The sequence below is a fragment of the Paenibacillus sp. GQ49 genome (assembly GCF_059759055.1).
This window is the reverse complement of the sequence record NZ_JCAXEL010000037.1, coordinates 1-23,991: the sequence shown is the minus strand read 5'-3', so window position 1 is coordinate 23,991 and position 23,991 is coordinate 1. Positions and strand designations below refer to the sequence as shown.

Below are 23,991 nucleotides of genomic sequence, written 5' to 3'. Positions count from 1 at the left end.
CCCATATGGACGCAAATAGGGAGGATAACGGAATGGGCAAGGACAAAGTGAGAATCGGCATCATCGGTGCTGGACGGATCGGCAAAATTCATGCAGACAATCTCCTGCGTAACCCGCATGCCGAGATTGTGGGAATCAGTGACTTATTTGCAGGTCCTGAATTGGAGGCTTGGGCCTCCAGTCGTGGCATCCCTGTTGTAACAACGAACAGCAGCGAGTTGATCTCGATGCCTAATGTAGACGCGGTGCTGATCTGTTCTTCAACAGATACACATGTGCCGCTGATCGAACAGGCCGCCCAGGCGGGCAAACATATCTTCTGCGAGAAGCCGGTCAGCATGGATCTGGCACAGACCCAAGCGGCTGTAGCGGCAGTTCAGAAGGCTGGAGTGAAGCTACAAATTGGATTTAACCGCCGCTTCGATCACAACTTCAGACGGATACGTGCGCATGTGCAGGATGGTACGATTGGTGATCCGCATATTATCAAAATTACGTCTCGCGACCCGAGTCCACCACCTGCGGAGTATATCCGGGTATCTGGCGGAATCTTCATGGATATGATGATCCACGATTTTGACATGGCACGGTATCTGTCCGGGAGTGAAGTGGAAGAAGTGTACGCTCAGGGCAACGTGCTGATCAATCCGGTCTTTGCGGAACATGGTGACGTGGATACAGCTATTGTAACGATGACTTTTGCCAATGGAGCGATTGGTGTCATTGATAACAGTCGTCAGGCTGTATACGGGTATGACCAGCGTGTTGAAGTATTTGGCTCGATGGGCAGCGCCGCAGCGGCGAATGATCATCCGAATACGGCTGAGATCAGTACAGCGGCCGGGCTCATGCGCGACAAACCGTTACACTTTTTCCTGGAACGCTACAATGAAGCGTATGTGCAGGAGACAGCCCTCTTTATCGATGCAATCCTCCATGATACACCGGTTATCGTAGATGGCCACGATGCAGTACAGGCAGAACGAATTGCGCTGGCAGCAAAACTGTCCATGGAGCGGGGAAGACCTGTGAAGCTGAGTGAAGTTCCTGGGATGTCACTGGAATCGCAAACGGCAACGCCATAGTGGATGATTAAAGTCACTTTTTCTAATAGAGGGCATGAATAGTCCAGGTTTTTGTTTTTATAAGTATCAGGTTGTTGTGGATGATTACAGAAAGGAGTGGATGACAAGATGTCAGAACGTATTGTGAAACCCGTGGTCAACCCGGAGGGAGACGGTACACTTATAAACGTAACACCGGAGTCGGCGGGGTGGGAATATGTTGGTTTTCAGGTAGCGAAGCTGGCGGAGGGGGAGACGCTAACCCGTGAGAGCGGTGATCAGGAACTCTGTGTGGTGCTTCTCAGTGGTTTCGCCAATGTAAGTACCCGGGAGCACACATGGGATAATATCGGAAAAAGAATGAGTGTTTTCGAGAAAATTCCGCCGTATTCGGTCTACGTCTCAACTTCCGATCAAGTGCAGATCACAGCACGTACCGAACTGGAAATCGCTATATGTGTTGCACCCGGTAAAGGCACGTACCCGGCTCGTCTCATTGCACCCGAAGATGTAGGGGTAGAGGCACGAGGATATGGCAATCTGGAACGCCAGATTCACAACATTTTGCCGGAACAAAAGGAAGCGGACAGTCTGCTCGTTGTTGAGGTATTCACGCCAGATGGGCATTGGTCCAGTTACCCGCCACATAAGCATGATCGGGACGCACTCCCGGATGAATCTTTGCTGGAAGAAACGTATTATTTCCGTGTACAGCCTGAGCAGGGGTTTGCCATTCAGCGTATATACACGGATGATCGTTCTGTGGACGAGACGCTAGCAGTGAAAAACGGAGAAGTGGTGCTTGTTCCGGACGGATATCATCCGGTAGGCGCTCCTCCGGGGTATGAGGTCTACTATCTGAACGTGATGGCTGGACCAACCCGGACCTGGAAATTCCATAACGATCCTGACCATGAGTGGTTGATGAAAAAGTAAAACAGTTCATGCTACGCACATTGTGCTGGCTTCAAGTTGCGTATGCAGACTTCCCCCTGCATAATGAGAAGAAGAGAACAATTATCTATGTATAACGAAATTTATATATAGCACAAATGGGGAAAAACAATGAAAGCAACCATATACGATATAGCACGCGAGGCGGGTGTATCCATTGCAACCGTCTCGCAGGTCATTAATGGCAAAGGCAAGATCAGTGAGAAGCGGCGCGCCGAGATTATGGAGATCATGGAACGCCTTCACTATCAACCCAGCGCGATCGCAGCTGCACTTACAGGTAAGCAGACGTATACATTGGGGCTGCTCGTACCGGACATCTCAAACCCGTATTTCGCAGAACTCGCCAGAGCGGTGGAGGATCGAAGCCGTCAATTGGGATACAGCGTGGTCATCTGCAGCACGGATAATAAGGACGAGCGGGTAGAGCGTTATCTGAATCTGCTCCAGCAAAAAAGGGTAGATGGCATGATGATCGGAACCGGGATCGATAATGCCGACATTCTGTCACCACTTTTGCAGCAGTCTATCCCTGTCGCTTTGATTGCACGTCATATGCCATCCCTGTCGGTTCATACAGTCACCATTGATGACATTCTCGGTGGAGCACTCGCAGCGGAGCATCTGCTTGAACTTGGGCACACCCGTGTAGCGGTTCTGTCGGAACCGTCCAAAGTCAGCAGCAGTCAGGAACGTGTACGTGGATTCCGTGAAACCCTGATTAAGGCAGGTCATACGCTGGAACCGAATCAGATCCGAGAATCGGCAGCTGACCTGAGCTCGGCCAAAAAAGAGGCGTTACTGCTGCTCGGTGAGAACGATCATCCCACAGGCTTATTCTGCTGTAATGACATGCAGGCCATCGGTGCTCTTCAGGCAGCCAAAGAGCTGGGGCTACGCGTGCCAGAGGATGTGTCGATTATCGGGTTTGATAATACCATTCTGGCTTCGGTAACCAGTCCACCGCTTACGACCGTTGCCCAGCCAATTGAAGAACTGGGACATCGCGCTGTAGATCTGTTGATTGAAGAGTTAAAGGATGAACAAAAAGAGCCACAGAAGATTGTGCTGAAGCCTGAGCTGGTTATCCGAGAATCAGCAGGTCGTGTATTGAGCTGAAAACAAATAGTTTTCGGCGTACGCTGAACAGACGTGAGGCCAAGTCTACGTATGTCATATTCATGCTCGGGATAAGGGTTATCGTCTTACCTCGTTCTGAATAGCTAATAAAACAATATAACAAAGTAACAAACAAGCCGCGCTCACCCTATGGGAGAACGCGGCTTGTTCATTTAAATCTTTAATTTTTAGTGTAGCCCAAAACGTCATCGTAATTGAGGGACCAGAGATAAGAAATGACATTGGAACAGAAGAAGTGAGATGTTATACTGGAATATATCAATAATTACCAATTTATATGTTTTGTGTAGGTATAGAGAGGGGATTGGGATGACTAAACGAATCAAGATGATTATGGGTATCGCCATGATTATTGTTTTTTTAGCTATTGCAGTGCGTATGTATACCTCTGGTCAATATACTAAGTATATCCCCAGCAAACATACGACGTTTCGAGCAGAGGTTACCGATCATATGACGATGCTGGATACATTGGATCGACTGACGATTAGGAAAATTTTCAACAATGAACCGTATAATGAAGATGATGAAATAACGATTACAGATCCCAAAGAGATTAGAGACATGCTGAAGCTATTAAAGGATGTTGATCTTAAAAGAGTAGGGGAATTCGACGTTTCCGAAAGGAATCCGCACTACTATGAGTGGCGACTTACTATTAATAAAGAAGGTCGCTTTACCGATGGATTTGGACTGACGTTTTATAATGAAAAGTCCATCTCAATCTACAGCGAGGCAAAAAAGAGAGACAAATTTGAGGACTACGAGATTACCAATGAGTTTAATCTGAATGAGATGGACCGCCTTTTTGAAAAGCTGAAGGAGGAGCAAACATGAACAAGACCAACTATCATGTGCGTTCGATTGAGGAACAGGATATCCCCTTTCTGTGGGAGATGTTATACGCATCCCTGCATACACGAGAAGGTGATGAACCTCTCCAACTCGAAAGTATACATACGCCTGAGCTATCCAAATACGTTGAAGGCTGGGGAAGAGAAGGGGATTTCGGGTATGTTGCGGTAGACCAGCAGGGCAAGAGACTAGGTTCAATAACATTACGATTCTATGCGGATCAGAATGCGGGATACGGTTATGTGAATGCAGCTACGCCAGAGATGGGGATGGCTGTAACAGAAGATGCACGTGGAAAAGGAGTAGGTACCTTACTGCTTCAGACCGCATTAGATGAGGTTGAACGGCGGGGAATTGAAGCAGTCTCGCTCAGTGTTGACCCGGATAACCAAGCGATTCGCTTATATAAGCGGTTAGGATTCGTGGAGGAGTCCCTAAATGGTACATCAGTAACGATGGTGCGTGTAAGTAAACTTGAATCTTAAATGATGAGCGTTCGGATCACTGGCAAAACTGAGTAAGCCAAGTGGAACTGCAAAAGAAAAGGCGCTTCCTCATGGGGAACGCCTCATTCTGTGTGCCATGTACAGCATCGGTATCTCTCTTACTATACTTAGTCCGTATCACTTCAATTTTATTTTAACAAAAATGCCAAAGCCTCATCATACGTTTCCCATTGGAATTCAGTCTGGTGCGCCGATTCTTTGGAGATCCGATTCAATTGCATTTTGGCGATTGCACCACCTACGGCTACACTGGCTCGCTTCATACCCCACTGTGTCAGTAATTTCTGGTGTTCCACAATTTTTTCTTTGGTATCCTGAGGGAAAGCCTTCATGTTCCGCATATCTACTAACACATCAAACGAATTTCCCAATTGTTCAGCTATTCTCTGGATTTCTGTATTCGTTTGTTCGACATGTTCAGGAGAAACAATACCTTCCCAGATAATTTCAATAATAGGTTTAGTTGAATCCAAACGTCTAACAGACATGTAGGCAACTCCTCGATAATAAAATAATATGTAATATATGAGACTATAAGCCTATTAATTATACCTTTTTATAGCGAGAATGAAAACTGAATTCACAATATAGTGGTTCTTATGGACTACTTATTCCTAGGGAAGTTAAATTCAGGGATTGTTATCATATCTTCATTGGAAGAAAGGTTAAATAGCTAAAAGCCGCCCAGAGGTTGAACTCCAGACGGCTTCTACAACTGTGACACGATAAAGTTAAGATAACTACGTAAGTTAGAAGCCAATCTTCAAACTGTTACCTTCCGTTGCTACACCTTTGGAAAGGGAAATGCTCAGCCTTTGTTCTGCCGAGAAACCAAGTGTTTCCCCATCATGCAGTGAGACGTCGTTTTCAACCACATACGTTGTGGTCATGAACATCATCTCAAATACATCGCTTAAGGACTCCGACGATTGCATAATCTCCATCTCTTCTTTACCAAAGTTACGTAGTCCGTAAGTGTAAGCTGAAGCGCCTTCGGCATTTTGGAATAATCCGATGAAAATCCAGAGCGAGACGGGCAACTCATCATGTTTGATCCCACGGCTGGTTTCGACATATTGACTGGCTTCAACAACAAGTGGGGCCATGTATATGGCCAGCGCGTGATCCAACTGTAACAAGGCACTTGCTGTTTGAGTGAACAGAACATGTCCATCAATAGCATTTGTTGCGTTCAGAACAGAGACAATAATCTGAGACTGGTGCCGTGAGGTAACTTGCTCCGCTTCTCGCCAAAGGATGTTTAACTTGGCATTCTCCTCAACTTCACGGTCAGGCACAGGCGCGGCAATGTGGGCACATACTACCTGCATTCCATTCACTTCGAAAAAGAGATTGCCCTCCTCCGGGCGTTCTTCAATCTCGATATCCCATTCGTTCTTCATGTTCCTGATGAAGAGGTCAAAATCACAATCGTCACGCTCCAGCAGGACAAAACCCACGATGGTTTCACTGTAATTCGTCGATTCGACAGCACCACCTGCAGGTACTTTCTCCTTTTTGCGCCGCCGAAGCTTGTCAAACAATCCCATGACATGTTCTCCTTCCAATTCCAGAACGATTCTGGTCATTGTACACTGCTATCTATTCACTACCTTACCATAAAGGAGTTAACATGAATCGAGGCAATGCACCATTCGACAGAAATTACAGGAACAGAACGAGCAACAACGCAATGATCGCAGGCAAACCTTGTTTAATAATGATCGACCGTGAAGAAGTTGCTCCTCCATAAAGAGCCGCAATAATCACACACGCCAGGAAGAAAATCTGAATATGCTGTCCAACGGCAGCATCCGGATATACGAGTCCCCAGATCAGACCTGCCGCAAGAAATCCATTGTAAAGACCTTGATTGGCCGCGAGGGATTTGGTGGATTTGGCGAATTCCGGCGTGAGATTAAAGGTTTTCATTGTGCGTGGACGAGTCCACATAAACATCTCCATCACCATGATATAGAAGTGTTCGACAGCTACAAGAGCTACAAAAATGATACTAATCAATAGAAACACCTTGCTTTCTGATATGTAATTTATTTACTTGTCCATCCTAGTATAAATGTTTGCAACAAGAACGGAAAGAGTAAATTTAATTTGCAACAATTTAATTGTGTATTATTTAAAATTTTTATCATTTTCTAGTTGAGTTATGATGTTGAAACTAAAAAATGGTTACAAAGGTAAGCATACGCCGATTGTCGACAATCCATTCATTGGGTAATAATGAACAATAGAGAAGTAATATTGCTCAGGAAAGGAGGAGATTATTATGGGAACAGTTCAATTCGTCATGTTGGCTGATGATCCATCCACATTTGTGACCCGAGTTGTACCTTTTATCGACATTGAGCTTGCAGGAATTCCGGGTGACCGGCATTATGGTCTGCTTCGTCCGGCGGACTCGCGTCAGAAAATCTACAAGCGTGGCACACCGATTGCGAATCGCCGCCAGATCAGTATTGTGTCCGAGGAAGAATGTGCTCTTATTGCTGAGAAAATGAACATTCCTGAAGTGCGTCCAGAGTGGCTTGGTGCCAATATACTGGTCCGTGGTATTGATCGATTGACGGAACTGCCTGCTGGAACGCGGCTCCTATTTCCGAACGGGACAGGGTTAATATGCGAAGGGGAGAACCTTCCCTGTGTACATCCGGGGAAAATGATTGAACAATTCTACGAACAGGACGGTTTGCGTAAAAAATTCGTGCCTGCGGCTCGCAAAAAACGTGGGATTGTATGCTCGGTTGAACGGGAGGGTGTAATCCATACGGGAGATACCATAGAAGTCATTCGCCTGTCCTGATTTTCAGGACAGGTTTCTAATTGATCAGCCCTCGGCGCTCACCATTCCGATGTCTAGAGTGTAAGTACTCCTCTGGTGTACTGCCAATAATGGACTTGAAATCTCGGATGAAATGGGATTGATCATGATATCCAAGATCCTGAGATAGCTTAATCAGGTCACAGTGAAGACCGTGGTCCATCCATTCTGCAGCATTTTGCAGACGATACAACTTGATTACGGTTTTGGGTCCGATGCCCACATACTGATTGAACAGGCGTTGAAGCTTTCGGGTATGCATATTCCAATAGGAAGACAGATCATCCACTCTCAGCATCTCCCGGTTCTGTTCAATCTGTTGTACAATATCGTAAACCATTCTCGCTTGAACATCTTCAGCAGGAAGGTGTGCACATAATAGTTGGTCGATGTAACTGGTTTTATCCGCATCATCCCCCGCCCCAAGAAGCCGGTCTTCCAAGGATTTCGCTGTGACGTCCAGAATACTGGAGACATCCATCGGCTGTCCGTACAATGAAGAGACAGGAGCGCGGAGGAAGGGATAAAACCCTCCTGGGTTGAACTTCACGCCAAACACACGACCTTTCCCGCTCACAAGATAGGAGAATTTACGTCCCGATGGTCCGAAGAAAAACGTATTATTCCGTTCCACAATCAGATTGACACAAGGGTTAGGCACGACATGCTGGGGATACGGTTCAAGTCCAGTCAGGTCCCACGATACGATCCAGTAATGTTTAACAAAAGGCCGAAGTACTTCGGAAGGAGCATGGCGTGTCAGTTGATATTTATGGTCACCTTCATTCAGATTCAACAGGCCCATGCTTGGTCTGTCTCCTTGTTCTACCTGTTTCATCTGGACACCCCTCCTGCTCATCTCACATTATTTAGGTTCTCTGAACAACAATGCCCGCACAGCAAAACGGGGTAAAATGAGTTGCCTGCGCCATCTCGAAGGTTGACTGAGGAGGCGATAGAGCCATTCCAGGTTAAGCTTCTGCCATATCGCAGGGGCACGTTTGGTTTTGCCAGCTACGATATCGAGACTGCCTCCAACACCTATGGCTACACGAGCGTTCAACTGGTGACGATACTTGTTAATCCAGTGTTCCGCATGGGGGGCGCCAAGAGCCACGATAAGAAAGTCTGGTTGAGCAGTACAAATCTCTTCCACAATCTGTTGTTCCTCATCTGCCTGGAAGTAACCATGGTGTCTACCTTTTACAACAACTCCCGGATAACGTTGGGCAATAACTTTCACGGCCTGTTCACTTACGCTTTCCTCTGCTCCCAGCATGTAGAATGACCAGTGTTTTTGATCGCCTTCCTCTAATAAACGAAACAGCAGATCACAACCGGTTACCCGTTCAGTCAATTGACCGCCGCGGAAACGGGATACCATCACAATGCCAGCACCGTCAGCCGTGACCAACCCGGCTTGATCAACGACTTTGCGAAGAGAGGCATTCTTTTGACAGGACATAACAATCTCGGGATTGCCTGTGATGACATGGAATAGTTCAGTACTTTCCTGATCTATGACTTTATCAAGGGTCGCAACCGTTTGATCCATCGTGACATTGGGGAAAGGGATGCCCATAATATTCGTTGATTGGCTCATATCTCATTTCCTTTCTTAATTAGTCGCATTACCTTGAACAGACCTGTTATTTCATTCCAATTTAGTATATCTGATCTTCTGAGAAAGCACTATATGGACTCAATCCGTTTGGACCATGGTATAACATTCCCGAAAATATAAAGAGCTTATATTTTACCTGTTGTCGCGTTTTTACAATACGGGCTTTGGGGTATAACGATAGGATAGGAGTGCGAGGTTGGCAGATCGCTTATCCAATACATAAAGGGAGTGAGTCCATGGAACTGAAATATGAATTCTATATCAATGCAGGACTGGAAGAGGTGTGGAATGCTCTAATATCACCAGACGGCACACGGAACAGCTTTTTCGGCAGCGAACTTCGCACCAATTTCCAACCAGGCCAGCCGTTTGCTTATGTAGGGCCGGGCAATGATGGTGCGGAGACTGTCCATGTGTATGGAGATATATTGGAATTTGTACCGCTGTCCAGACTTAGTTATCAGGAGCATCCCGGACCGTCGTACCATGCGAATCATGCCGAGCTTCAATCCAGAGTGGTCTTCCAATTGGAAACGGTAGGTGAGTGTACGAAGCTGACGCTGATCAATGATCAGTTTACAGATAACCATCCTTCCATTGCGAATGCACAGAGCAGTTGGTGGATGATTCTAAGCAGCATCAAGACTTGGGTGGAGACGGGGAAAACACTGAATTTTGGCTGGTAGCTGGTAAGAGGCAGTCATTTAAGATTTATTTTCATAAAAATAGAGGCATTTAATATAAGAGCCAGTGCTGATTCAGCGCTGGTTCTTGTTTTTATACAAAATTAAGACCATTGCTCTACATTTAATGTCTGATAATGTCGAAATATATATCATATGAACTAAGAGGAGAAATGAGCATGTTTCGTAAACGTACTGAATCGACCAAACACCTTCGTACAGATGCGCATCAGAAGTTATTGGAGTATAGTCGTAAACTGGTAGCAAACGCAGAAAAGGGCAACTATGACGCATGGATCGAAGATGGAATTGAGTTCCAGGATACCGATGAAATAGCTAGTAATATTAAAAAAGCAGTACATATGATGAAAGCTCAAAACGAAGACGTGGAAATGCGCCTTAGAATGCTGAATCAGGCGATGAATGTGGGATTATGGGAATCGGAAATTGTTGCTGGTGATCCACTGGATAACAATAATATCGTCTCATTTTCGAATGAATTCCGCCAAATGTTAGGCTTCCATAATGCCAAGGATTATCCCAATTCATTTGCAAGCTGGGCCAAATCGATCTATCCGGATGACAGACCTCACCTGGTGCAGGAGATTATGAAACATGTGAATGACACAAAAGCAACAACTGCCTATAACGTCATCAGCCGTATGATTACAAAAAGTGGAGAAATTCGCTGGTTCCGATGCCTTGGACAAGTCATCCGAAATCAGGCTGGAGTTCCAGTCAAACTCCTGGGCATCATGTTTGATATTCATGAGGAGAAGAGCAAGTCTGATGAGCTGGAAGCACTCGTCACCCGATATGATCTGGTTAACCGCGCCTTGGTGGAGGCTCCGTGGGATATGACCGTTGTGGCTGGAGATGTAGTTAATCCGAACAATGAATTTTGGTGGTCACCCCAGTTCCGTAAAGAATTAGGGTTTAAAGACGAGCAGGATTTCCCGAATGTGTTCAGCAGCTGGAGCAGCCGACTTCATCCGGAAGACCATGATCGGACGATCAACGAATTTGCCAGACATATGAACGATTACAGTGGTCGTACACCGTACGATCTGGATTATCGTCTGCAACGCAAAGACGGGGAGTATCGGTGGTATCACGCGGGTGGGGAGACCATTAGGGATCAGGATGGAGTACCACTCCGTGTAGCTGGAACCATTCGAGATGTTACCCATGAGAAGAATAAGGAACAGATCGTGGAAGCCATGAATCTGAAAACAAAACAACTGTCGGAGTCCATTGGCGAGATGGTACGTGGAATCAACTCGATTACCGATCAGGCACAGGATCTGGTGACTGCGCAGGAATTATCTGCCGATGCAGCCATTCAAGTGAAAAGCAGTGCAGATGATACGAAGAATATCACTGTGTTTATTCGAGAGATTGCGAGTCAGACCAATCTGCTCGGGTTGAATGCAGCCATTGAAGCTGCACGAGCGGGAGAGCTGGGACTGGGATTTGGCGTCGTTGCAGGTGAAGTGCGGAAACTGGCTGATCACAGTTCGGAGGCCACAGTAAATATCGAAGATAGCATGCAGAAAATGAAAACACTGATTGATCAGATTCTTGAGCACATCGGTAATATGTCCACGTTAACGCAAAATCAAGCTGCCCTGACACAGCAGGTGAATGCTTCAATGGATGAGATTAACACCATGTCACAGGATCTGGTTGATTACTCGCGGAATCTATAATCTCAAAGCCGTCTGTTGTAACATCAGAATCATTGGCACACATCATCAACAAAAACCACCGGGAGGCATTGCTGCTCCCGGTGGTTTTTTTGTATTTTCTATATATAGCTAAGATGTGTAGCTTCAGTTTTAGCTTGAATTAAACTTGTTGAACTTTGATCAGGTTTGTATTACCGGATTGACCGATTGGAACACCAGCGGACAATACAATGATGTCACCTTTTTCGATATAACCTGTTTTGATTGCGTTACGCGTAGCCGATTCGAACATTTCATCCGTTGTCGTTACTTTGTCGCCCATAACCGGAATAACACCGGAGAGCAGGCAGATTTTCGCCAATACTTCTTCATGTTGTGTAACTGCGATGATTGGCGCTTTTGGACGATATTTGGAGATCATGCGTGCTGTGAATCCACTCTCAGTCGAAGTGATGATTGCTTTTGCATTCAGTACGAGGGAAGAACTTACAGCGCCCTGACTGATAACTTCAGTAATATCAGCGATCTGTTGAGCCGATTTTTGTGCGAATTGCTCTTTGTAATCGATCATTGTTTCAGCACGGCGAGCAACAGCAGCCATCGTGCGCACGGATTGTACCGGATATTTACCCGCAGCTGATTCACCGGACAACATCACAACGTCAGCACCTTGAAGTACAGCGTTTGCCACGTCACTAACTTCGGAACGAGTAGGGCGTGGGTTCACTTGCATGGACTCCAGCATGTGTGTAGCTACGATAACCGGTTTACCAGCGCGGTTACATTTATCGATCATTTCTTTTTGCATCATAGGTACGTCTTCGATCGGCACTTCAACCCCGAGATCTCCACGAGCTACCATGATGCCGTCAGATGCTTCAATAATATCGTCCAGGTTCGTCATACCTTCCTGGTTTTCGATTTTGGAGATGATCTGTACGTGGTCTACACCGCGTTCTTTCAGAATGCTGCGGATTTCACGGATGTCATCGCCTTTACGAACAAAGGATGCTGCGATAATTTCGATATCGTTTTCGATCCCAAATCCGATGTGCATAACGTCACGCTCGGTTACACCTGGCAATGTCGTTTTGATTCCTGGCAAGTTAACCCCTTTGCGTGGTTTCAGAATGCCGCCACTGATGATTTTACAATGGATATCGGATCCTTCCACAGACAGTACAGTCAGATCCACAAGGCCATCATCGATGAGGATACGATCGCCAGGTTTCACAACGAGGTTCAGTTCTGGATAGTTTACCGAGATACGCTCAGCGTCACCGAGAATTTCTTCGGTAGTCAGGATCAGCTCTTTACCAGCTTGCAGATGGCAGGATGCTTCTTTCAGTTTACCGATACGTACTTCCGGCCCTTTGATGTCCATCATGATCGGTATATAGGTATTCAGTTCGGAAGCTGCTTTGCGGATATTGTTAATCCGTGTAACGTGATCTTCCAGTTCGCCATGAGCCATGTTCAGACGGGCAACGGTCATACCTTCCTGAATCATTACTTTTAACAATTCGATTGAGTCACAAGCAGGTCCCATGGTACAAATAATTTTTGTTTTTAACATGCTAATTTCCTCCTCATATTTAAGCTTATATGTGTATTGTAGCGTTTTCTGTCGAATCAGGGTATGAACTATAGTACAATGATTAGAGTATAGTCCGATAATGAGGTGTGTTATGGTCACTCCACTTGAAGTACGACATATTAATGGTGTCGGTTGGTACGAAGAAGCTGTGCAATCTCAAGAAACTTGGCGGCTTAGCTTGGTTACTTATGGAAAATGTGTATATTGGGTGAACGGTGATAAACAGATCATGGAAAAGGGTGAATTGCTCCTCATTCCAGGTGGTACCCCATATTACGGCAAGAGTATTCCTACAGTAACGCACACACAGATTGTAATTCAACTGCAACGCGACCATACGGAAACTCTGCCTGCACTGGAACGGTATGAGGCTTTGCGGCATAAACCTGGATGTTATGAGCTGATCCATCAACGCATGAGCGCTATTTATCAACAATGGCAGGAGCGTCCGTCTTATTATGTCATGATGAGCCAAGCCTTATTGATGGAAGTGTTGATTTATATGAACAGGGAGCTTGATCGTGGAGTTATCCCGCCGGAGAGGCATAATCATGTTGAACGGATGAAGCGATATATTGAGCGGCATTATCGGGAGAAAGTGACGAAGGAAGAACTCGGGGACGAGATTAATAAAACTCCCAATTATGCTGCTGCATTGTTCAAAAGCATGACAAATCAGACCATCAGTCAATATGTCCATGATCAACGGATGAAACGAGCCATATATCTGCTCACTGAGTCACAACTCTCCATCCAGGAAATTGCCGAATTTCTCGGCTACCGGGATCTGTCATATTTTTACCGCATATTCAAACGTATAACCGGAAGTCCACCGTCTGACCTTCTTCATGAACGGCCACCTATAGCATGAAACGCGTAGTCCAACCCAAATAAAGTTCTTCTATATAAGTAGGTTTAATTAAATGAGTACAAAAAAAGAGGGCCTATGCCCTCTTTTGCTGTATAGCAGGATCATCATCCCGCCTGTTACATATACAAATGTCGTTATACATGACTGCTTGGGTTAGAAGCTGTGAATGGCTGCTTGCCTTTTTTTCGTGCCTGCCCAAGACGAAGAGCAAAGACATGTACAGTCCAATACGCGGCCTCAGCAAACAAAATGCCTCCAGCGATGTCCAGCAAGGAATGCTGTTTAACAAACACCGTTGAAGCAATAATCAACCACAGCCATACCGACCAAGAAATCCGTGCCAAAGGCTTAAAGTTCAAGTGTCTGTTGATCACAATAAACAGCAAGTAGCTGGTCAGAACGTGAACACTTGGGAAACAGTTGAATGGCGCATCATTGGTATAGATAAACTGTACTAACACGCTGCTCAGATCAGTTCCGCCGATCTCCGGGCGCGGGACATGGGTAGGGAACACCGCAAAACAGACATTGGCAGCCATGACACCAACATTATAGGTAATCAACGTACGCCAGAATAGCGACTTGTTCGTCAGACCCAAATAGAGAAATCCAAGATACAGAATAGGCATCCAGCTAATGTACGGATAAATAAATTCTTTGAGAAAAGGAATCTGTGTGTCAATCCAAGCATAATTGTAGAATACATCACTTCCGGTGTTGCTGCCTAGAAATACGTAAATGGAGCCTTGGAGCGGTATGCACAGAATAGCCAGTAAATGCCCCCAGCGCTGAAAGAATGCTTTCATAGTATCCCCCTGATTTCATTATGCATTGTGAAACTATCGTTAATGGGTACTTCATAGATATATGACGCTGAAGAGTCGCGACACCCCTGCAGCTTTGAACTCTTGTAATACTATAATGGACAGATAAAGGTATAAGCCATACCTGATTTTAGGGGAAAAGAAGTCAGGATAAGTCTCTTTTTTGTTACTTTTATAGTTTTATCCATAATAGGAATATTCAATAGACGGATGATGTGATACAACTATATTGGCATATAAGTTCTTATGACAACGGAATACATAAATGAAACGAGGTAGGTGAATGTATGATTAATCCGCAATCCAAGCCAAAACATTCCTTTTCCGAGCGCAAACCTGTGCTCACCGTTGTGATTATTGAGCTGCTTCTCCTGTTAGCCGTATTTGCTGCAGGGGCCATTGCAACGATAAAACAACTGGACTACACTTCCCCTGTACTCATTTCCTTTACACCCATCGCAATGGTTCTGATGATCTATCTGACGTTAAGACGCAAGTGGGGAGAGACTGGCTTCCGATCTTTGCGAAGTATTCCGGCTGGCCACGCAAAGTATTATATTCCACTACTCCTTGTACTGGGTACACTTGCCCTGAAAGGGTTTGGGGAGCTGAGCTTGTCACGGGTAGCTTTTTTCATCTTTTTTACCTTGCTCGTAGCTTTTGTAGAGGAAACGATCTATCGTGGACTTATTTTCAAAACATTGCTTCAAAAAAGTGCAGTGGCCGCAGTTGTGACCTCCAGCATCTTGTTTTCGATTACACATCTGCTGAACGCATTGTCTGGTCAGGATATAGCGGATACGATCATGCAATTGATCTATGCGCTGCTCTTGGGAGCTGTACTTGCATTATTGATGCTGAAGAACGGAAATATCGTACCGCTTATATTGTTTCATTTCATACATAATCTGATTCAATTTCTAGGGAATGATCTGGAGGACACAGGGACACTTCCTTACGATTTGTTTATACTGGCAGTACTGATTACTTACTGTGCATGGTTAGTGTGGAGCACTCGAACACATTCGTCCCTTCCATCCAAAGGGAGTGAGCAAGCGAATACGGTTGTTCATTAAGGGTATTGCTTAAAAGTAGTTATCATACAGTTTCCCGTCAGCAGTTGGATCATGGTATACTTCAGTCTGGCGGGAAGACAGATATGTTCATGATACGAGGTCTGCCTATCCGTACATTAGGTTTAGACAGTAGGTGATATAGTGGAGAAGACAGCACAAGGTGTAGCAGAATGGATGGTACAGGAGATTAAATTCACAGGAACACTTCATCAGGAAGCTGCCATAGAATATGTGAAGACCCATTTTGGTGAAGAGTTTGTTTTTGTGAACGAGAACGGCAATACATCATTGTCCAAAGAAGTGAAGAAGGCTTTCCGAAAGCTTCATCGTGGGCAGATCGCCTGGGATCGGGATGCATTTATGTGGGCATGGACATAGTGTGTTATACTGGAGTAAGATGATTCATTGGTTGTGTTGGATATGCATGTCAGAATATTATATAAAAAATGTATAAGATGGATTAGATCTGCATATCCTTTCATAAGACCGTACACAAGCGACCAGGCACATAAGCGTGATAAACCCTGGCCCCACGCGTGTTAATAACATGTATTTCCAAAGCTGTTTGAAAAGAAAATACAAAGATTTGCTTTTTGGCTCAAATGGAGTTATAATAAAAACAAGTTGTAGAGAGTGGAAAACCTAATTCATATATTGTAAAGGGCGATCACTTATAGGTTTATGACTGGTACCTTTTTCAATGTGTGAATTTTTATTTGCTTGCTGCAAAGAACAAAGGAACATGTTAATCTTTATTTGGAGGTGTAATTCACATGCAAAACGGAACAGTAAAATGGTTCAACGCTGATAAAGGCTTCGGTTTCATCGAAGTTGAAGGCGGAGAAGATGTATTCGTACACTTCAGCGCTATTACAGGCGAAGGCTTCAAAACGCTGGACGAAGGTCAACGCGTGCAATTTAAAATTGTACAAGGAAACCGTGGTCCTCAAGCAGAAGAAGTTGTAAAACTGTAATTAAAGCATAGCTGCCTTTAACATGTTATAATGGTAAAGGCAGCTTCTTTTTTTTGATCAGTTATATAATAGTCGGCCCATTAGTTGTCGAGGCAGGAGCCCGGTGGGACGTGAAACTTCCGCTAAGTGTAGGCTTCTGTGAAATAACGTCGGTTAGATGTTTTTCCATAACAAAGGGGGTAGAAGTCATGTATAATCGCAAAAAACCGTTGGAAGAGATTCCACAAGCTGATGCGGCAATCTGGGAATGTACGAGTGATACGTGCAAAGGATGGATGCGGGACAATTTTGCGTTTGATAACGTACCTACTTGTCCGATATGTGCTTCTGAGATGGTCAGCACGACTAGGATGCTACCATTGCTTGAGAATTCGAATAGTAATCTGAAAACGATGCCTAAAGGAAATCGGATTTAACATAGCTTACCCGCCTCTAACGAGGTGTTTTTTTTTAAGATTAAATAGACACCCTGTGCGAAGGTAAGGGTATTAAATATGAAGTTCCCGGCATTCGTTTTGGCGAATGCCTTTTTTTGTATCATTTTTTAACAGAAAATATAGTGTGATCGATGTGAATCATATGAAAAAGATAAAGACCCTTTTCGCTATAAGCAAAAAGGGTCTTTGTTATGACTACAATTTTACCACGATCAGATTGGAATTTAGATGAATAGGAATGGCAGCAGGAAAAGTGTTGCTACCAGAGCCAGTTCGATCCCTGCTCCATAGCCGTAACCCCGACCGTATCCATATGGACCGTAGGCCGAAGAATTAACTTTCTTTGTTGCAACAGCATTTTTCTTGCTGCTTTTTACCAGCTGCTGTTTGGATTTGACTGAACACAGCCGTGGTCCCTCGAAACACCCGTTCAAATAAATTTTGCCATCACGACATTGACTAAGCGTACCATACATATGCTTACCGTCGTTCATAACGAGACAAACGGAACGTCCAACGTGCGGAGAAACCGTTTCTTCACATACCCGATTAATTCTGTACATGCAAATCCTCCTCATTAGATGCGGTTGCCGCTTGAATTCAACGGTTTGTATATCATAGTAAAATGAAGAGCAATTGGTATGGACGAGTACCCGGAAAAACGAATGGGGAGGAGCCGTTTTTGAGTCTGCTCCATACACTGGGAGAAGTGAGGAGGGGATGTCGCGTGGATTATCATGACATGCTGGCTCGGTTAGGGGAGGGAAGTGCCCATCCTGGAGGATTTTTGGCAACATTGAAGTTGCTGGATGGCTTATCTCTGCCTGTGAGTAATCATATTCTTGAGATAGGGTGCGGCACTGGGAGGACTGCGTGTTACCTGGCTAAAAGTGGATATCGGGTAACGGCGATTGATCTTCATCGCAATATGCTGGATAAGGCAGTTCGGCGAGCGAGACGAGAACGGGTGGATGTTCGATTTGTTCAGGCGGATGTAACATCGTTACCTTTTCCGGAAAATCATTTTGATGTGGTATTTGTGGAGTCGGTCACGATCTTCACCCCATGGCGGAGTGCACTTACTGAGTATAGAAGAGTGTTGAAGCCCGGAGGACTTTTAGTGGATCGGGAGATGGTTCTATCAGGCCAGAAGACCGAATTGATGTGTCGCAGGTTAAAGCAATTTTACGGTATACGAACCCTGGTAACGGCCACAGCATGGAGAAAACGCCTCAAGCAGTGTGGTTTCACCAAGGTAGAGGTCAAAGAACATTCGCGATCCATGGGAAAATGGGGCGTTGATCATGATCCACATCGCGAGATCGATATGAATTGGTTTGAGGATGAACGTATGCAGCGTATGAGTCTTACCAATGATCGTTTGCTCGCGAAATACGGCAAAAAGTTGGGATATGCTGTTTTTGCGGCTAGGGCACCGTTGGAGGTCAAAAACGAAAAATAGGAAAAAGACAACTCACACAATCGTGTGGGTTGCCTTTGTTTTGTTCTGACAGTACGTACTACAGCATATCGTTGTCGATAATCCGCCAGTGGTGTTTGAGCAGGGCTTCCAGTTGGTTCTTATCTTTGGCTCGAAAAGCACTTAAAATTTGCCGGTGCTCTTCATTAACTTCGAGCAGTACCTCAGATAGCTTTGGTTTATTATCACTAACATACGACTGCCGGATGAAACTGTTCTTCAATGTGTTTAACATCTCAATGACTGTGGCGTTACCACATCGCTGAATGTACAGATTATGGAACTGATATTGGTTCTTGTTGTAGCCAGCAAGATCAAGTTGACTGATATCTTCGTCCATTCGGACTACCAGAGTTTCCATCTCCATAAGTTCAGATGGTCTGAGATGGTCTGCTGCAAGTGTGGCAGCAAGTGCCTCCAGTACACCGATTGCTTGGGAGAACTCCAGTTTTTTGCCTGCATCAAAAGGAGTGACAATAAATCCCCTGCGTGGGATGTATTGCAGCAGATTGTCCGAAGCCAACTGAAAAAGCGCCTCCCGGGTAGGTGTGCGACTGATGTCCAGCTTTTTGCATATTTCGGCCTCGTTGATCTTCTGGTTGGGAAGTAACGTCCCGTCCTGAATCTTCTGGGCAATGTAATCGTATACGTGATCTTTCAAGGACCGGTATTTGGGTACCTCCATACCGAATCCTCCTTTCTATGTATAGTGAATAAATAGATGGGTGTGAGGTCGTACTGTACGCGCCGTTCAGGAGTTTCAAGTTTTTATCATCTTAACACCGAGGGGGAAGTTGGGCAAGCAAACTTCATGTTTCAACCGATGTAAATGCTGTGTTATATATAGCATATTTTATGGAATTAAAGCGTATAAATGTTTAAATAATCATTGTGATAAACCGGATTGTTTGTTAGTATAACTTACATATAAGTCCATATATTGTCTTAAGTATATTGTATACAAATCATGATGTTTCTCATTCAAAAAAAGAATAGGGGTATGATGTGTGAAAAAAGTGCTGTTGCCAATGATGCTGTTGTTAGTGGTTGTATTCATGTCCGCATGTGGGCAGGAAAAAACGACAGGGGCCGGACCAGACGCTACTTCGTCTTCGGGCAATAGCTCTGCGGAAAAGGAAGTAATTGTACTTGGAACCAGTGCGGACTATGCACCCTATGAATTTCATAAGAAAATCGATGGTAAAGATACCATTGTAGGTTTTGACATCGAGATTGCGAAAGCAATTGCGGCTGATCTGGGAGCCGAGCTGAAGATTGAGGACATGGACTTTGATGGCCTTCTTATGGCCCTGGGTACAGATAAGGTCGATTTTGTAATATCAGGCTTAACCCCTACCGAAGAACGAAAGAAGAATGTTGATTTTACGGATATCTACTATTATGCAGAGCAGGCTGTACTTGTTAGAGGAGGGGAAGGTACGGAATTAAAGTCCATAGATGATCTATCAGGCAAGCAGGTTGGTGTGCAAAAGAGTTCCATTCAGGAAGGGATTGCTCAGGAAATAGAGGGAGCAAAGCTCACTTCTCTGGCCAAAATACCTGAACTGATTCTGGAGTTGCAGACAGGGCGTGTAGACGCACTCATCCTGGAGAAGCCGGTGGCTGAACAGTATGTGAAGAACCAAGAGGGGCTTGTTGTTGCAGGTGTGGAGATTAAACAGTCTGAAGACGAGGGTGGTTCGGCCATCGCGGTGAAGAAAGGTAATCAGAAGCTGCTGGATCAGATCAACACTACATTGGAAAAGCTCAAAACGAACGGAGATATTGAACGGTTCGTCGTTGAAGCGAATGAGATGCTCGGCGAATAAACCGGACGAGTGAGGGATATGCCGTGAATTTAGATTTTTCCTTTCTATTAGAACATTGGCAGGACTATGCACGAAGTGCGTGGGTTACGCTTGAACTTTCCTTCTTCGGTGTATTGTTTGGTACGTTACTTGGTGTGATCATGGCATTAATGCGATTATCCCGAATATGGCCAATTAAATTTGTGGCATCGGCGTATATTGAACTCATTCGAGGAACACCGATGCTGGTACAGATTCTTATTATTCATTATGGTCTGACGGTTGTAGGTGTGAACTTGCCGGCATTTATGTCGGGGGTGGTGGCTCTGACGATGAATAGCTCGGCTTATATGGCGGAGGTGTTCAGGGCCGGGATTCAAGCGATTGATAAAGGACAGACCGAGGCTTCGCGCTCCCTTGGTATGACGCATGTTATGACACTTCGCTATATTATGCTGCCTCAGGCTTTTCTTAACATGCTTCCAGCTATCGGCAATGAATTCATTATTATCATTAAAGATTCTTCGCTTGTCTCCATGATCGGCATAGCCGAGATTATATACACGGCCAGAACGATTCAGGGTGTTACGTTCCAGCCGCTTGCTCCGCTGCTTGTTGCCGCCGGCCTCTACTTTATCATCACATTTACACTGGCTAATTTACTCTCTTGGTTGGAACGTAGACTGTCTACTTCTCGCTAACTATTGATGAAGGATTGGATTCGAGAAAGGCTTGAATTAGGCTGGAGTGGAAAAAGAGAGATGTAGTCGTAAATGGCGATGGCATCGCATACATTGTTATTGTATTTTGTATACAATATTTTGGAAAGGTGTTGGGTGTGTATGTCAGATTCCAAAATGTTAATTGATTGGTCGGAGCGTTATGCTGCACCTAATTATCATCCACTCCCTATTGTTATTGAACAGGCGGAAGGGGTATGGGTGGAAGACCCTGAAGGCCGCCGTTATATGGATATGTTAAGTGCATACTCTGCATTGAATCATGGTCATAGACATCCTGTGATCATACAGGCGCTCAAGGATCAGGCAGATCAGGTTACGCTGACATCACGGGCATTCCACAGCAGCTCCGCTTCTCTTTTTTATCAGAAACTCTCACAATTCACGGGGAAATCGAAGATTCTCGCCATGAATACAGGAGCGGAAGCGGTGGAGACAGCGGTGAAGGCGGTACGTAGATGGGCTTATCGTTGCAAAGGTGTACCGGAAAATCAAGCCGAGATTATCGTATGCTCTGGTAACTTTCATGGAAGAACTCTGACGGTTACGTCTTTTTCTTCTTCGGCGGAGTATAAAAAAGATTTTGGACCGTTCACACCTGGATTCCGGATTATTCCCTATGGAGATATTGAAGCGCTGAAGCAGGCCATTACACCAAATACGGCTGGTTTTCTTGTAGAGCCTATTCAGGGCGAAGCTGGAATCGTTATCCCGCCTGCTGGATATTTGGCAGAAGCTTTTGCTCTGTGTAAGAGCCAACAGGTGTTGACTGTATCTGATGAGATCCAGACCGGATTTGGAAGAACAGGTCGCCGTTTTGCCTCCGACTGGGAAGGGGTTGAACCAGACATCTGGGTTATGGGCAAAGCGCTGGGGGGAGGAGTCATGCCCATCTCGGCTATCGCTGCTGATGCGGAGATACTTGATTTGTTTGAGCCGGGGTCTCATGGTTCTACGTTTGGAGGTAACCCACTCGCATGCGCCGTGGCTATAGCAGCGCTGGAAGTTCTTGAGGATGAGAAGCTTGCCGAGCGATCGGAACGTTTGGGGAACTATTTTATGAAAAGACTTCGAGATATTCGCAGTTCAGCCATACGGGATATTCGGGGGAAAGGCTTATTTATAGGTGTTGAATTGCATGAGCCAGCCCGTCCTCATTGTGAGCGTTTGATGTCTACTGGACTGCTGTGTAAAGAAACCCATGAGACAACCATTCGATTTGCCCCACCACTGACGATTAAAGAGTCCGAGATTGACTGGGCACTGGAGAGAATTGAGCAGGTATTGATCAACAATGAGGGAGCTGACCTACATGAAAAATGAAGATGATATCCATGGTGGAATAATTAAGACTTCTATTGATACAAGTCAAACATCTGTACGGCGTATTGCTATCATTAAGGTTCCTTTTGGACTCGGTGGAGCGAGAGGTGGAGCGGAGTTGGGGCCGGATGAATTGATTACAGCTGGACTGAAGCGGGAGATTGCGAGTCTTGGGCTAGTGCTCTCCAAAGAAGTGCGGGTAGATTGTCCTTCTGAACCTGCTGCCCCTACTGAGCGAAATCGGGTGAAATATTTAAACGAAGTACGGCAGGTCAGCGAGAGTGTGTTTAATGAAGTATCTGTTGCGGTAGAGGAGGGGGTCTTTCCGCTTGTGCTTGGAGGTGATCATAGTGTAGCGATAGGTACTTTCGCCGGATTAACTGCGCATTATTCTAATCTGGGGGTGATCTGGTTTGATGCGCACGCAGACTTGAACACGGAAGAACGAAGCTTGTCCGGCAACATGCATGGGATGAGTGTGGCTGCATCCTTAGGACATACTGCATATAACCTGTCTCACATTGCTGGAGCAGGCGCATTTATAGATCCATCCAACTTGGTCTATATTGGTCTGCGTGATCTGGATGAGTATGAGAAGGAGCAGATTAAGGGACTGGGCATCCAAGCATTTACGATGCATGATATTGACAGGATGGGTATACAGCAAGTTATTGAGCAAGCGATAGCTATAGCTGGAGAAGGAACGGATGGTATCCACGTTAGCTTTGACATGGACTGTCTGGATCCGCGTGAAGCTCCGGGGGTAGGCACACCTGTACCGGGTGGTTTGAATTACCGGGAGGCACATTACGCATTAGAGCTACTTGCTTCCACGAATCAAGTTACGTCCATGGAACTGGTTGAGGTGAATCCGTTGTTGGATCACAATAGACACACGGCACGACTTGGTGTGGAACTGATTGCTTCGTTACTTGGTAAGCGTATATTGTAAGCAATGAAAAGTGAAGTGGAGTGTGTAAGCTGTGCCTGAGGAGTGTACTTTATTTATTATAGAAGGAAAGAAAAATATGATCTCTGAAAACCGGGGTTAGTCACAATCAATTGTTCACTGCAATCGCAGTGGAAGTGGCTTCCCTGGTTATGTTTAATGGATAAGTATATTAGAAGCGCCGTAATGAGGACGCTGAGAGTTATTTCTATAGTACAGGGGAGCGTTAGATTACATATTGTGCTGATGGTGTGGGTTGATTATCATTTTTGAAAAAATACTTGCAATTGAAATCTGTACATGATATATTCTAAGTCCGGCCAAGAAAACACAGTTTACACGGTGCGGCAAGCGAATGAAATGAGCTTCGAAAGAAACTTAAAAAATAACTTGCAAAGTTGGTTCGGACATGATATTATATAAGAGTTGCTGAAGAGAACAACATTCAGTAACGAAACAAGTTTGATCTTTGAAAACTGAACAACGAGTGAGTGAACATTCTGCTTGCAGAATGAATGCGAAAGTTGGAGACAAGCCTTGGCTTGAATCGGCTGGAGCG

The 23,991-nt window shown here is 45.1% G+C and carries 27 protein-coding genes; 18 read left to right on the top strand and 9 right to left on the bottom strand.

From position 1 onward, the window contains the following. The first annotated feature begins 32 nt into the window (after positions 1 to 32). The 5 genes from iolG (at position 33) to AC6CIF_RS31675 (ending at position 4,498) form a co-directional block, all read left to right on the top strand. Positions 33 to 1,085: an inositol 2-dehydrogenase gene (gene iolG, locus AC6CIF_RS31695; RefSeq protein ID WP_340018940.1), complete on the top strand. Its 1,053-nt coding sequence runs from the start codon at positions 33 to 35 to the stop codon at positions 1,083 to 1,085. A 108-nt stretch (positions 1,086 to 1,193) separates the two neighbouring features. Further along, the gene (gene iolB, locus AC6CIF_RS31690; protein ID WP_074093115.1) at positions 1,194 to 2,000 is read left to right on the top strand and encodes a 5-deoxy-glucuronate isomerase; all 807 of its coding nucleotides are present in this window, start codon (positions 1,194 to 1,196) and stop codon (positions 1,998 to 2,000) included. A 129-nt stretch (positions 2,001 to 2,129) separates the two neighbouring features. Then, positions 2,130 to 3,137, top strand: a complete 1,008-nt coding sequence (locus AC6CIF_RS31685) for a LacI family DNA-binding transcriptional regulator (protein WP_498202737.1) — start codon at positions 2,130 to 2,132, stop codon at positions 3,135 to 3,137. Between the two features lie 330 nt (positions 3,138 to 3,467). Then, the gene (locus tag AC6CIF_RS31680) at positions 3,468 to 3,995 is read left to right on the top strand and encodes a hypothetical protein (RefSeq protein ID WP_498202736.1); all 528 of its coding nucleotides are present in this window, start codon (positions 3,468 to 3,470) and stop codon (positions 3,993 to 3,995) included. Then, positions 3,992 to 4,498, top strand: a complete 507-nt coding sequence (locus tag AC6CIF_RS31675) for a GNAT family N-acetyltransferase (protein WP_498202735.1) — start codon at positions 3,992 to 3,994, stop codon at positions 4,496 to 4,498. The genes AC6CIF_RS31680 and AC6CIF_RS31675 overlap by 4 nt, the downstream gene beginning before the upstream one ends. A gap of 149 nt (positions 4,499 to 4,647) precedes the next feature. Here AC6CIF_RS31675 and AC6CIF_RS31670 read toward each other — a convergent pair whose 3' ends face one another. From AC6CIF_RS31670 to AC6CIF_RS31660, 3 genes are all read right to left on the bottom strand, one after another. Beyond that, entirely contained in the window at positions 4,648 to 5,007 is a 360-nt protein-coding gene (locus tag AC6CIF_RS31670; protein ID WP_036607981.1) for a hypothetical protein, read from the bottom strand. 261 nt (positions 5,008 to 5,268) lie between these two features. Beyond that, entirely contained in the window at positions 5,269 to 6,108 is an 840-nt protein-coding gene (locus AC6CIF_RS31665) for a DUF4261 domain-containing protein (RefSeq protein WP_498202734.1), read from the bottom strand. Between the two features lie 76 nt (positions 6,109 to 6,184). Next, positions 6,185 to 6,550 (bottom strand): DUF1304 domain-containing protein, encoded by a 366-nt coding sequence (locus tag AC6CIF_RS31660; protein ID WP_498202733.1) that lies wholly within the window; start codon positions 6,548 to 6,550, stop codon positions 6,185 to 6,187. A gap of 256 nt (positions 6,551 to 6,806) precedes the next feature. On the opposite strand from AC6CIF_RS31660, the gene AC6CIF_RS31655 reads away from it, so the two are divergent. Next, positions 6,807 to 7,340: an MOSC domain-containing protein gene (locus AC6CIF_RS31655; protein WP_036671934.1), complete on the top strand. Its 534-nt coding sequence runs from the start codon at positions 6,807 to 6,809 to the stop codon at positions 7,338 to 7,340. Between the two features lie 16 nt (positions 7,341 to 7,356). Here the strand turns inward: AC6CIF_RS31655 and AC6CIF_RS31650 are convergent, their stop codons facing one another. Both AC6CIF_RS31650 and AC6CIF_RS31645 read right to left on the bottom strand, forming a co-directional pair. Then, the gene (locus tag AC6CIF_RS31650) at positions 7,357 to 8,196 is read right to left on the bottom strand and encodes a DUF6597 domain-containing transcriptional factor (RefSeq protein ID WP_498202732.1); all 840 of its coding nucleotides are present in this window, start codon (positions 8,194 to 8,196) and stop codon (positions 7,357 to 7,359) included. 27 nt (positions 8,197 to 8,223) lie between these two features. After that, the gene (locus AC6CIF_RS31645; RefSeq protein ID WP_498202731.1) at positions 8,224 to 8,961 is read right to left on the bottom strand and encodes a WecB/TagA/CpsF family glycosyltransferase; all 738 of its coding nucleotides are present in this window, start codon (positions 8,959 to 8,961) and stop codon (positions 8,224 to 8,226) included. Positions 8,962 to 9,218: 257 nt separating this feature from the next. Between AC6CIF_RS31645 and AC6CIF_RS31640 the strand changes: the two genes are divergently transcribed. Then, positions 9,219 to 9,668 carry an SRPBCC family protein gene (locus AC6CIF_RS31640; RefSeq protein ID WP_498202730.1) on the top strand — a complete coding sequence of 150 codons (450 nt, stop codon included), beginning with the start codon at positions 9,219 to 9,221 and terminating at the stop codon, positions 9,666 to 9,668. A 176-nt stretch (positions 9,669 to 9,844) separates the two neighbouring features. Beyond that, a complete protein-coding gene (locus tag AC6CIF_RS31635) occupies positions 9,845 to 11,374 on the top strand; it encodes a methyl-accepting chemotaxis protein (protein WP_498202729.1) in 1,530 nt (509 codons plus the stop codon). A gap of 139 nt (positions 11,375 to 11,513) precedes the next feature. Here AC6CIF_RS31635 and pyk read toward each other — a convergent pair whose 3' ends face one another. Further along, on the bottom strand, positions 11,514 to 12,929 hold the full coding sequence (gene pyk, locus AC6CIF_RS31630; RefSeq protein ID WP_036607968.1) for a pyruvate kinase: 1,416 nt from the start codon (positions 12,927 to 12,929) through the stop codon (positions 11,514 to 11,516). A 112-nt stretch (positions 12,930 to 13,041) separates the two neighbouring features. Here pyk and AC6CIF_RS31625 point away from each other — a divergent pair, with 112 nt between their 5' ends. Then, entirely contained in the window at positions 13,042 to 13,821 is a 780-nt protein-coding gene (locus AC6CIF_RS31625; RefSeq protein ID WP_036607966.1) for a helix-turn-helix transcriptional regulator, read from the top strand. Between the two features lie 134 nt (positions 13,822 to 13,955). Here the strand turns inward: AC6CIF_RS31625 and AC6CIF_RS31620 are convergent, their stop codons facing one another. Continuing rightward, positions 13,956 to 14,627, bottom strand: a complete 672-nt coding sequence (locus AC6CIF_RS31620) for a phosphatase PAP2 family protein (RefSeq protein ID WP_498202728.1) — start codon at positions 14,625 to 14,627, stop codon at positions 13,956 to 13,958. Between the two features lie 305 nt (positions 14,628 to 14,932). Between AC6CIF_RS31620 and AC6CIF_RS31615 the strand changes: the two genes are divergently transcribed. The 4 genes from AC6CIF_RS31615 (at position 14,933) to AC6CIF_RS31600 (ending at position 17,111) form a co-directional block, all read left to right on the top strand. Then, positions 14,933 to 15,721, top strand: a complete 789-nt coding sequence (locus AC6CIF_RS31615; RefSeq protein ID WP_498202727.1) for a CPBP family intramembrane glutamic endopeptidase — start codon at positions 14,933 to 14,935, stop codon at positions 15,719 to 15,721. Between the two features lie 141 nt (positions 15,722 to 15,862). Next, complete coding sequence (locus tag AC6CIF_RS31610) at positions 15,863 to 16,099, top strand: DUF6953 family protein (RefSeq protein ID WP_036607962.1); 237 nt, start codon at positions 15,863 to 15,865, stop codon at positions 16,097 to 16,099. 395 nt (positions 16,100 to 16,494) lie between these two features. After that, entirely contained in the window at positions 16,495 to 16,695 is a 201-nt protein-coding gene (locus tag AC6CIF_RS31605; protein ID WP_024633772.1) for a cold-shock protein, read from the top strand. A gap of 188 nt (positions 16,696 to 16,883) precedes the next feature. Beyond that, the gene (locus AC6CIF_RS31600; protein WP_017691121.1) at positions 16,884 to 17,111 is read left to right on the top strand and encodes a cold-shock protein; all 228 of its coding nucleotides are present in this window, start codon (positions 16,884 to 16,886) and stop codon (positions 17,109 to 17,111) included. A gap of 245 nt (positions 17,112 to 17,356) precedes the next feature. Here the strand turns inward: AC6CIF_RS31600 and AC6CIF_RS31595 are convergent, their stop codons facing one another. Beyond that, on the bottom strand, positions 17,357 to 17,695 hold the full coding sequence (locus AC6CIF_RS31595; protein ID WP_498202726.1) for a hypothetical protein: 339 nt from the start codon (positions 17,693 to 17,695) through the stop codon (positions 17,357 to 17,359). A 164-nt stretch (positions 17,696 to 17,859) separates the two neighbouring features. Between AC6CIF_RS31595 and AC6CIF_RS31590 the strand changes: the two genes are divergently transcribed. Continuing rightward, complete coding sequence (locus AC6CIF_RS31590; RefSeq protein WP_498202725.1) at positions 17,860 to 18,594, top strand: class I SAM-dependent methyltransferase; 735 nt, start codon at positions 17,860 to 17,862, stop codon at positions 18,592 to 18,594. Positions 18,595 to 18,652: 58 nt separating this feature from the next. Here AC6CIF_RS31590 and AC6CIF_RS31585 read toward each other — a convergent pair whose 3' ends face one another. Further along, on the bottom strand, positions 18,653 to 19,297 hold the full coding sequence (locus tag AC6CIF_RS31585; RefSeq protein ID WP_498202724.1) for a GntR family transcriptional regulator: 645 nt from the start codon (positions 19,295 to 19,297) through the stop codon (positions 18,653 to 18,655). A 322-nt stretch (positions 19,298 to 19,619) separates the two neighbouring features. On the opposite strand from AC6CIF_RS31585, the gene AC6CIF_RS31580 reads away from it, so the two are divergent. From AC6CIF_RS31580 to rocF, 4 genes are all read left to right on the top strand, one after another. After that, the gene (locus AC6CIF_RS31580; RefSeq protein ID WP_498202723.1) at positions 19,620 to 20,441 is read left to right on the top strand and encodes a transporter substrate-binding domain-containing protein; all 822 of its coding nucleotides are present in this window, start codon (positions 19,620 to 19,622) and stop codon (positions 20,439 to 20,441) included. 23 nt (positions 20,442 to 20,464) lie between these two features. Continuing rightward, a complete protein-coding gene (locus AC6CIF_RS31575) occupies positions 20,465 to 21,121 on the top strand; it encodes an amino acid ABC transporter permease (protein WP_498202722.1) in 657 nt (218 codons plus the stop codon). A 141-nt stretch (positions 21,122 to 21,262) separates the two neighbouring features. Beyond that, on the top strand, positions 21,263 to 22,483 hold the full coding sequence (locus AC6CIF_RS31570) for an ornithine--oxo-acid transaminase (RefSeq protein WP_498202721.1): 1,221 nt from the start codon (positions 21,263 to 21,265) through the stop codon (positions 22,481 to 22,483). After that, the gene (rocF, locus tag AC6CIF_RS31565) at positions 22,473 to 23,435 is read left to right on the top strand and encodes an arginase (RefSeq protein WP_498202720.1); all 963 of its coding nucleotides are present in this window, start codon (positions 22,473 to 22,475) and stop codon (positions 23,433 to 23,435) included. Before AC6CIF_RS31570 ends, rocF begins: the two co-directional genes overlap by 11 nt. The last annotated feature ends 556 nt before the right edge of the window (positions 23,436 to 23,991 follow it).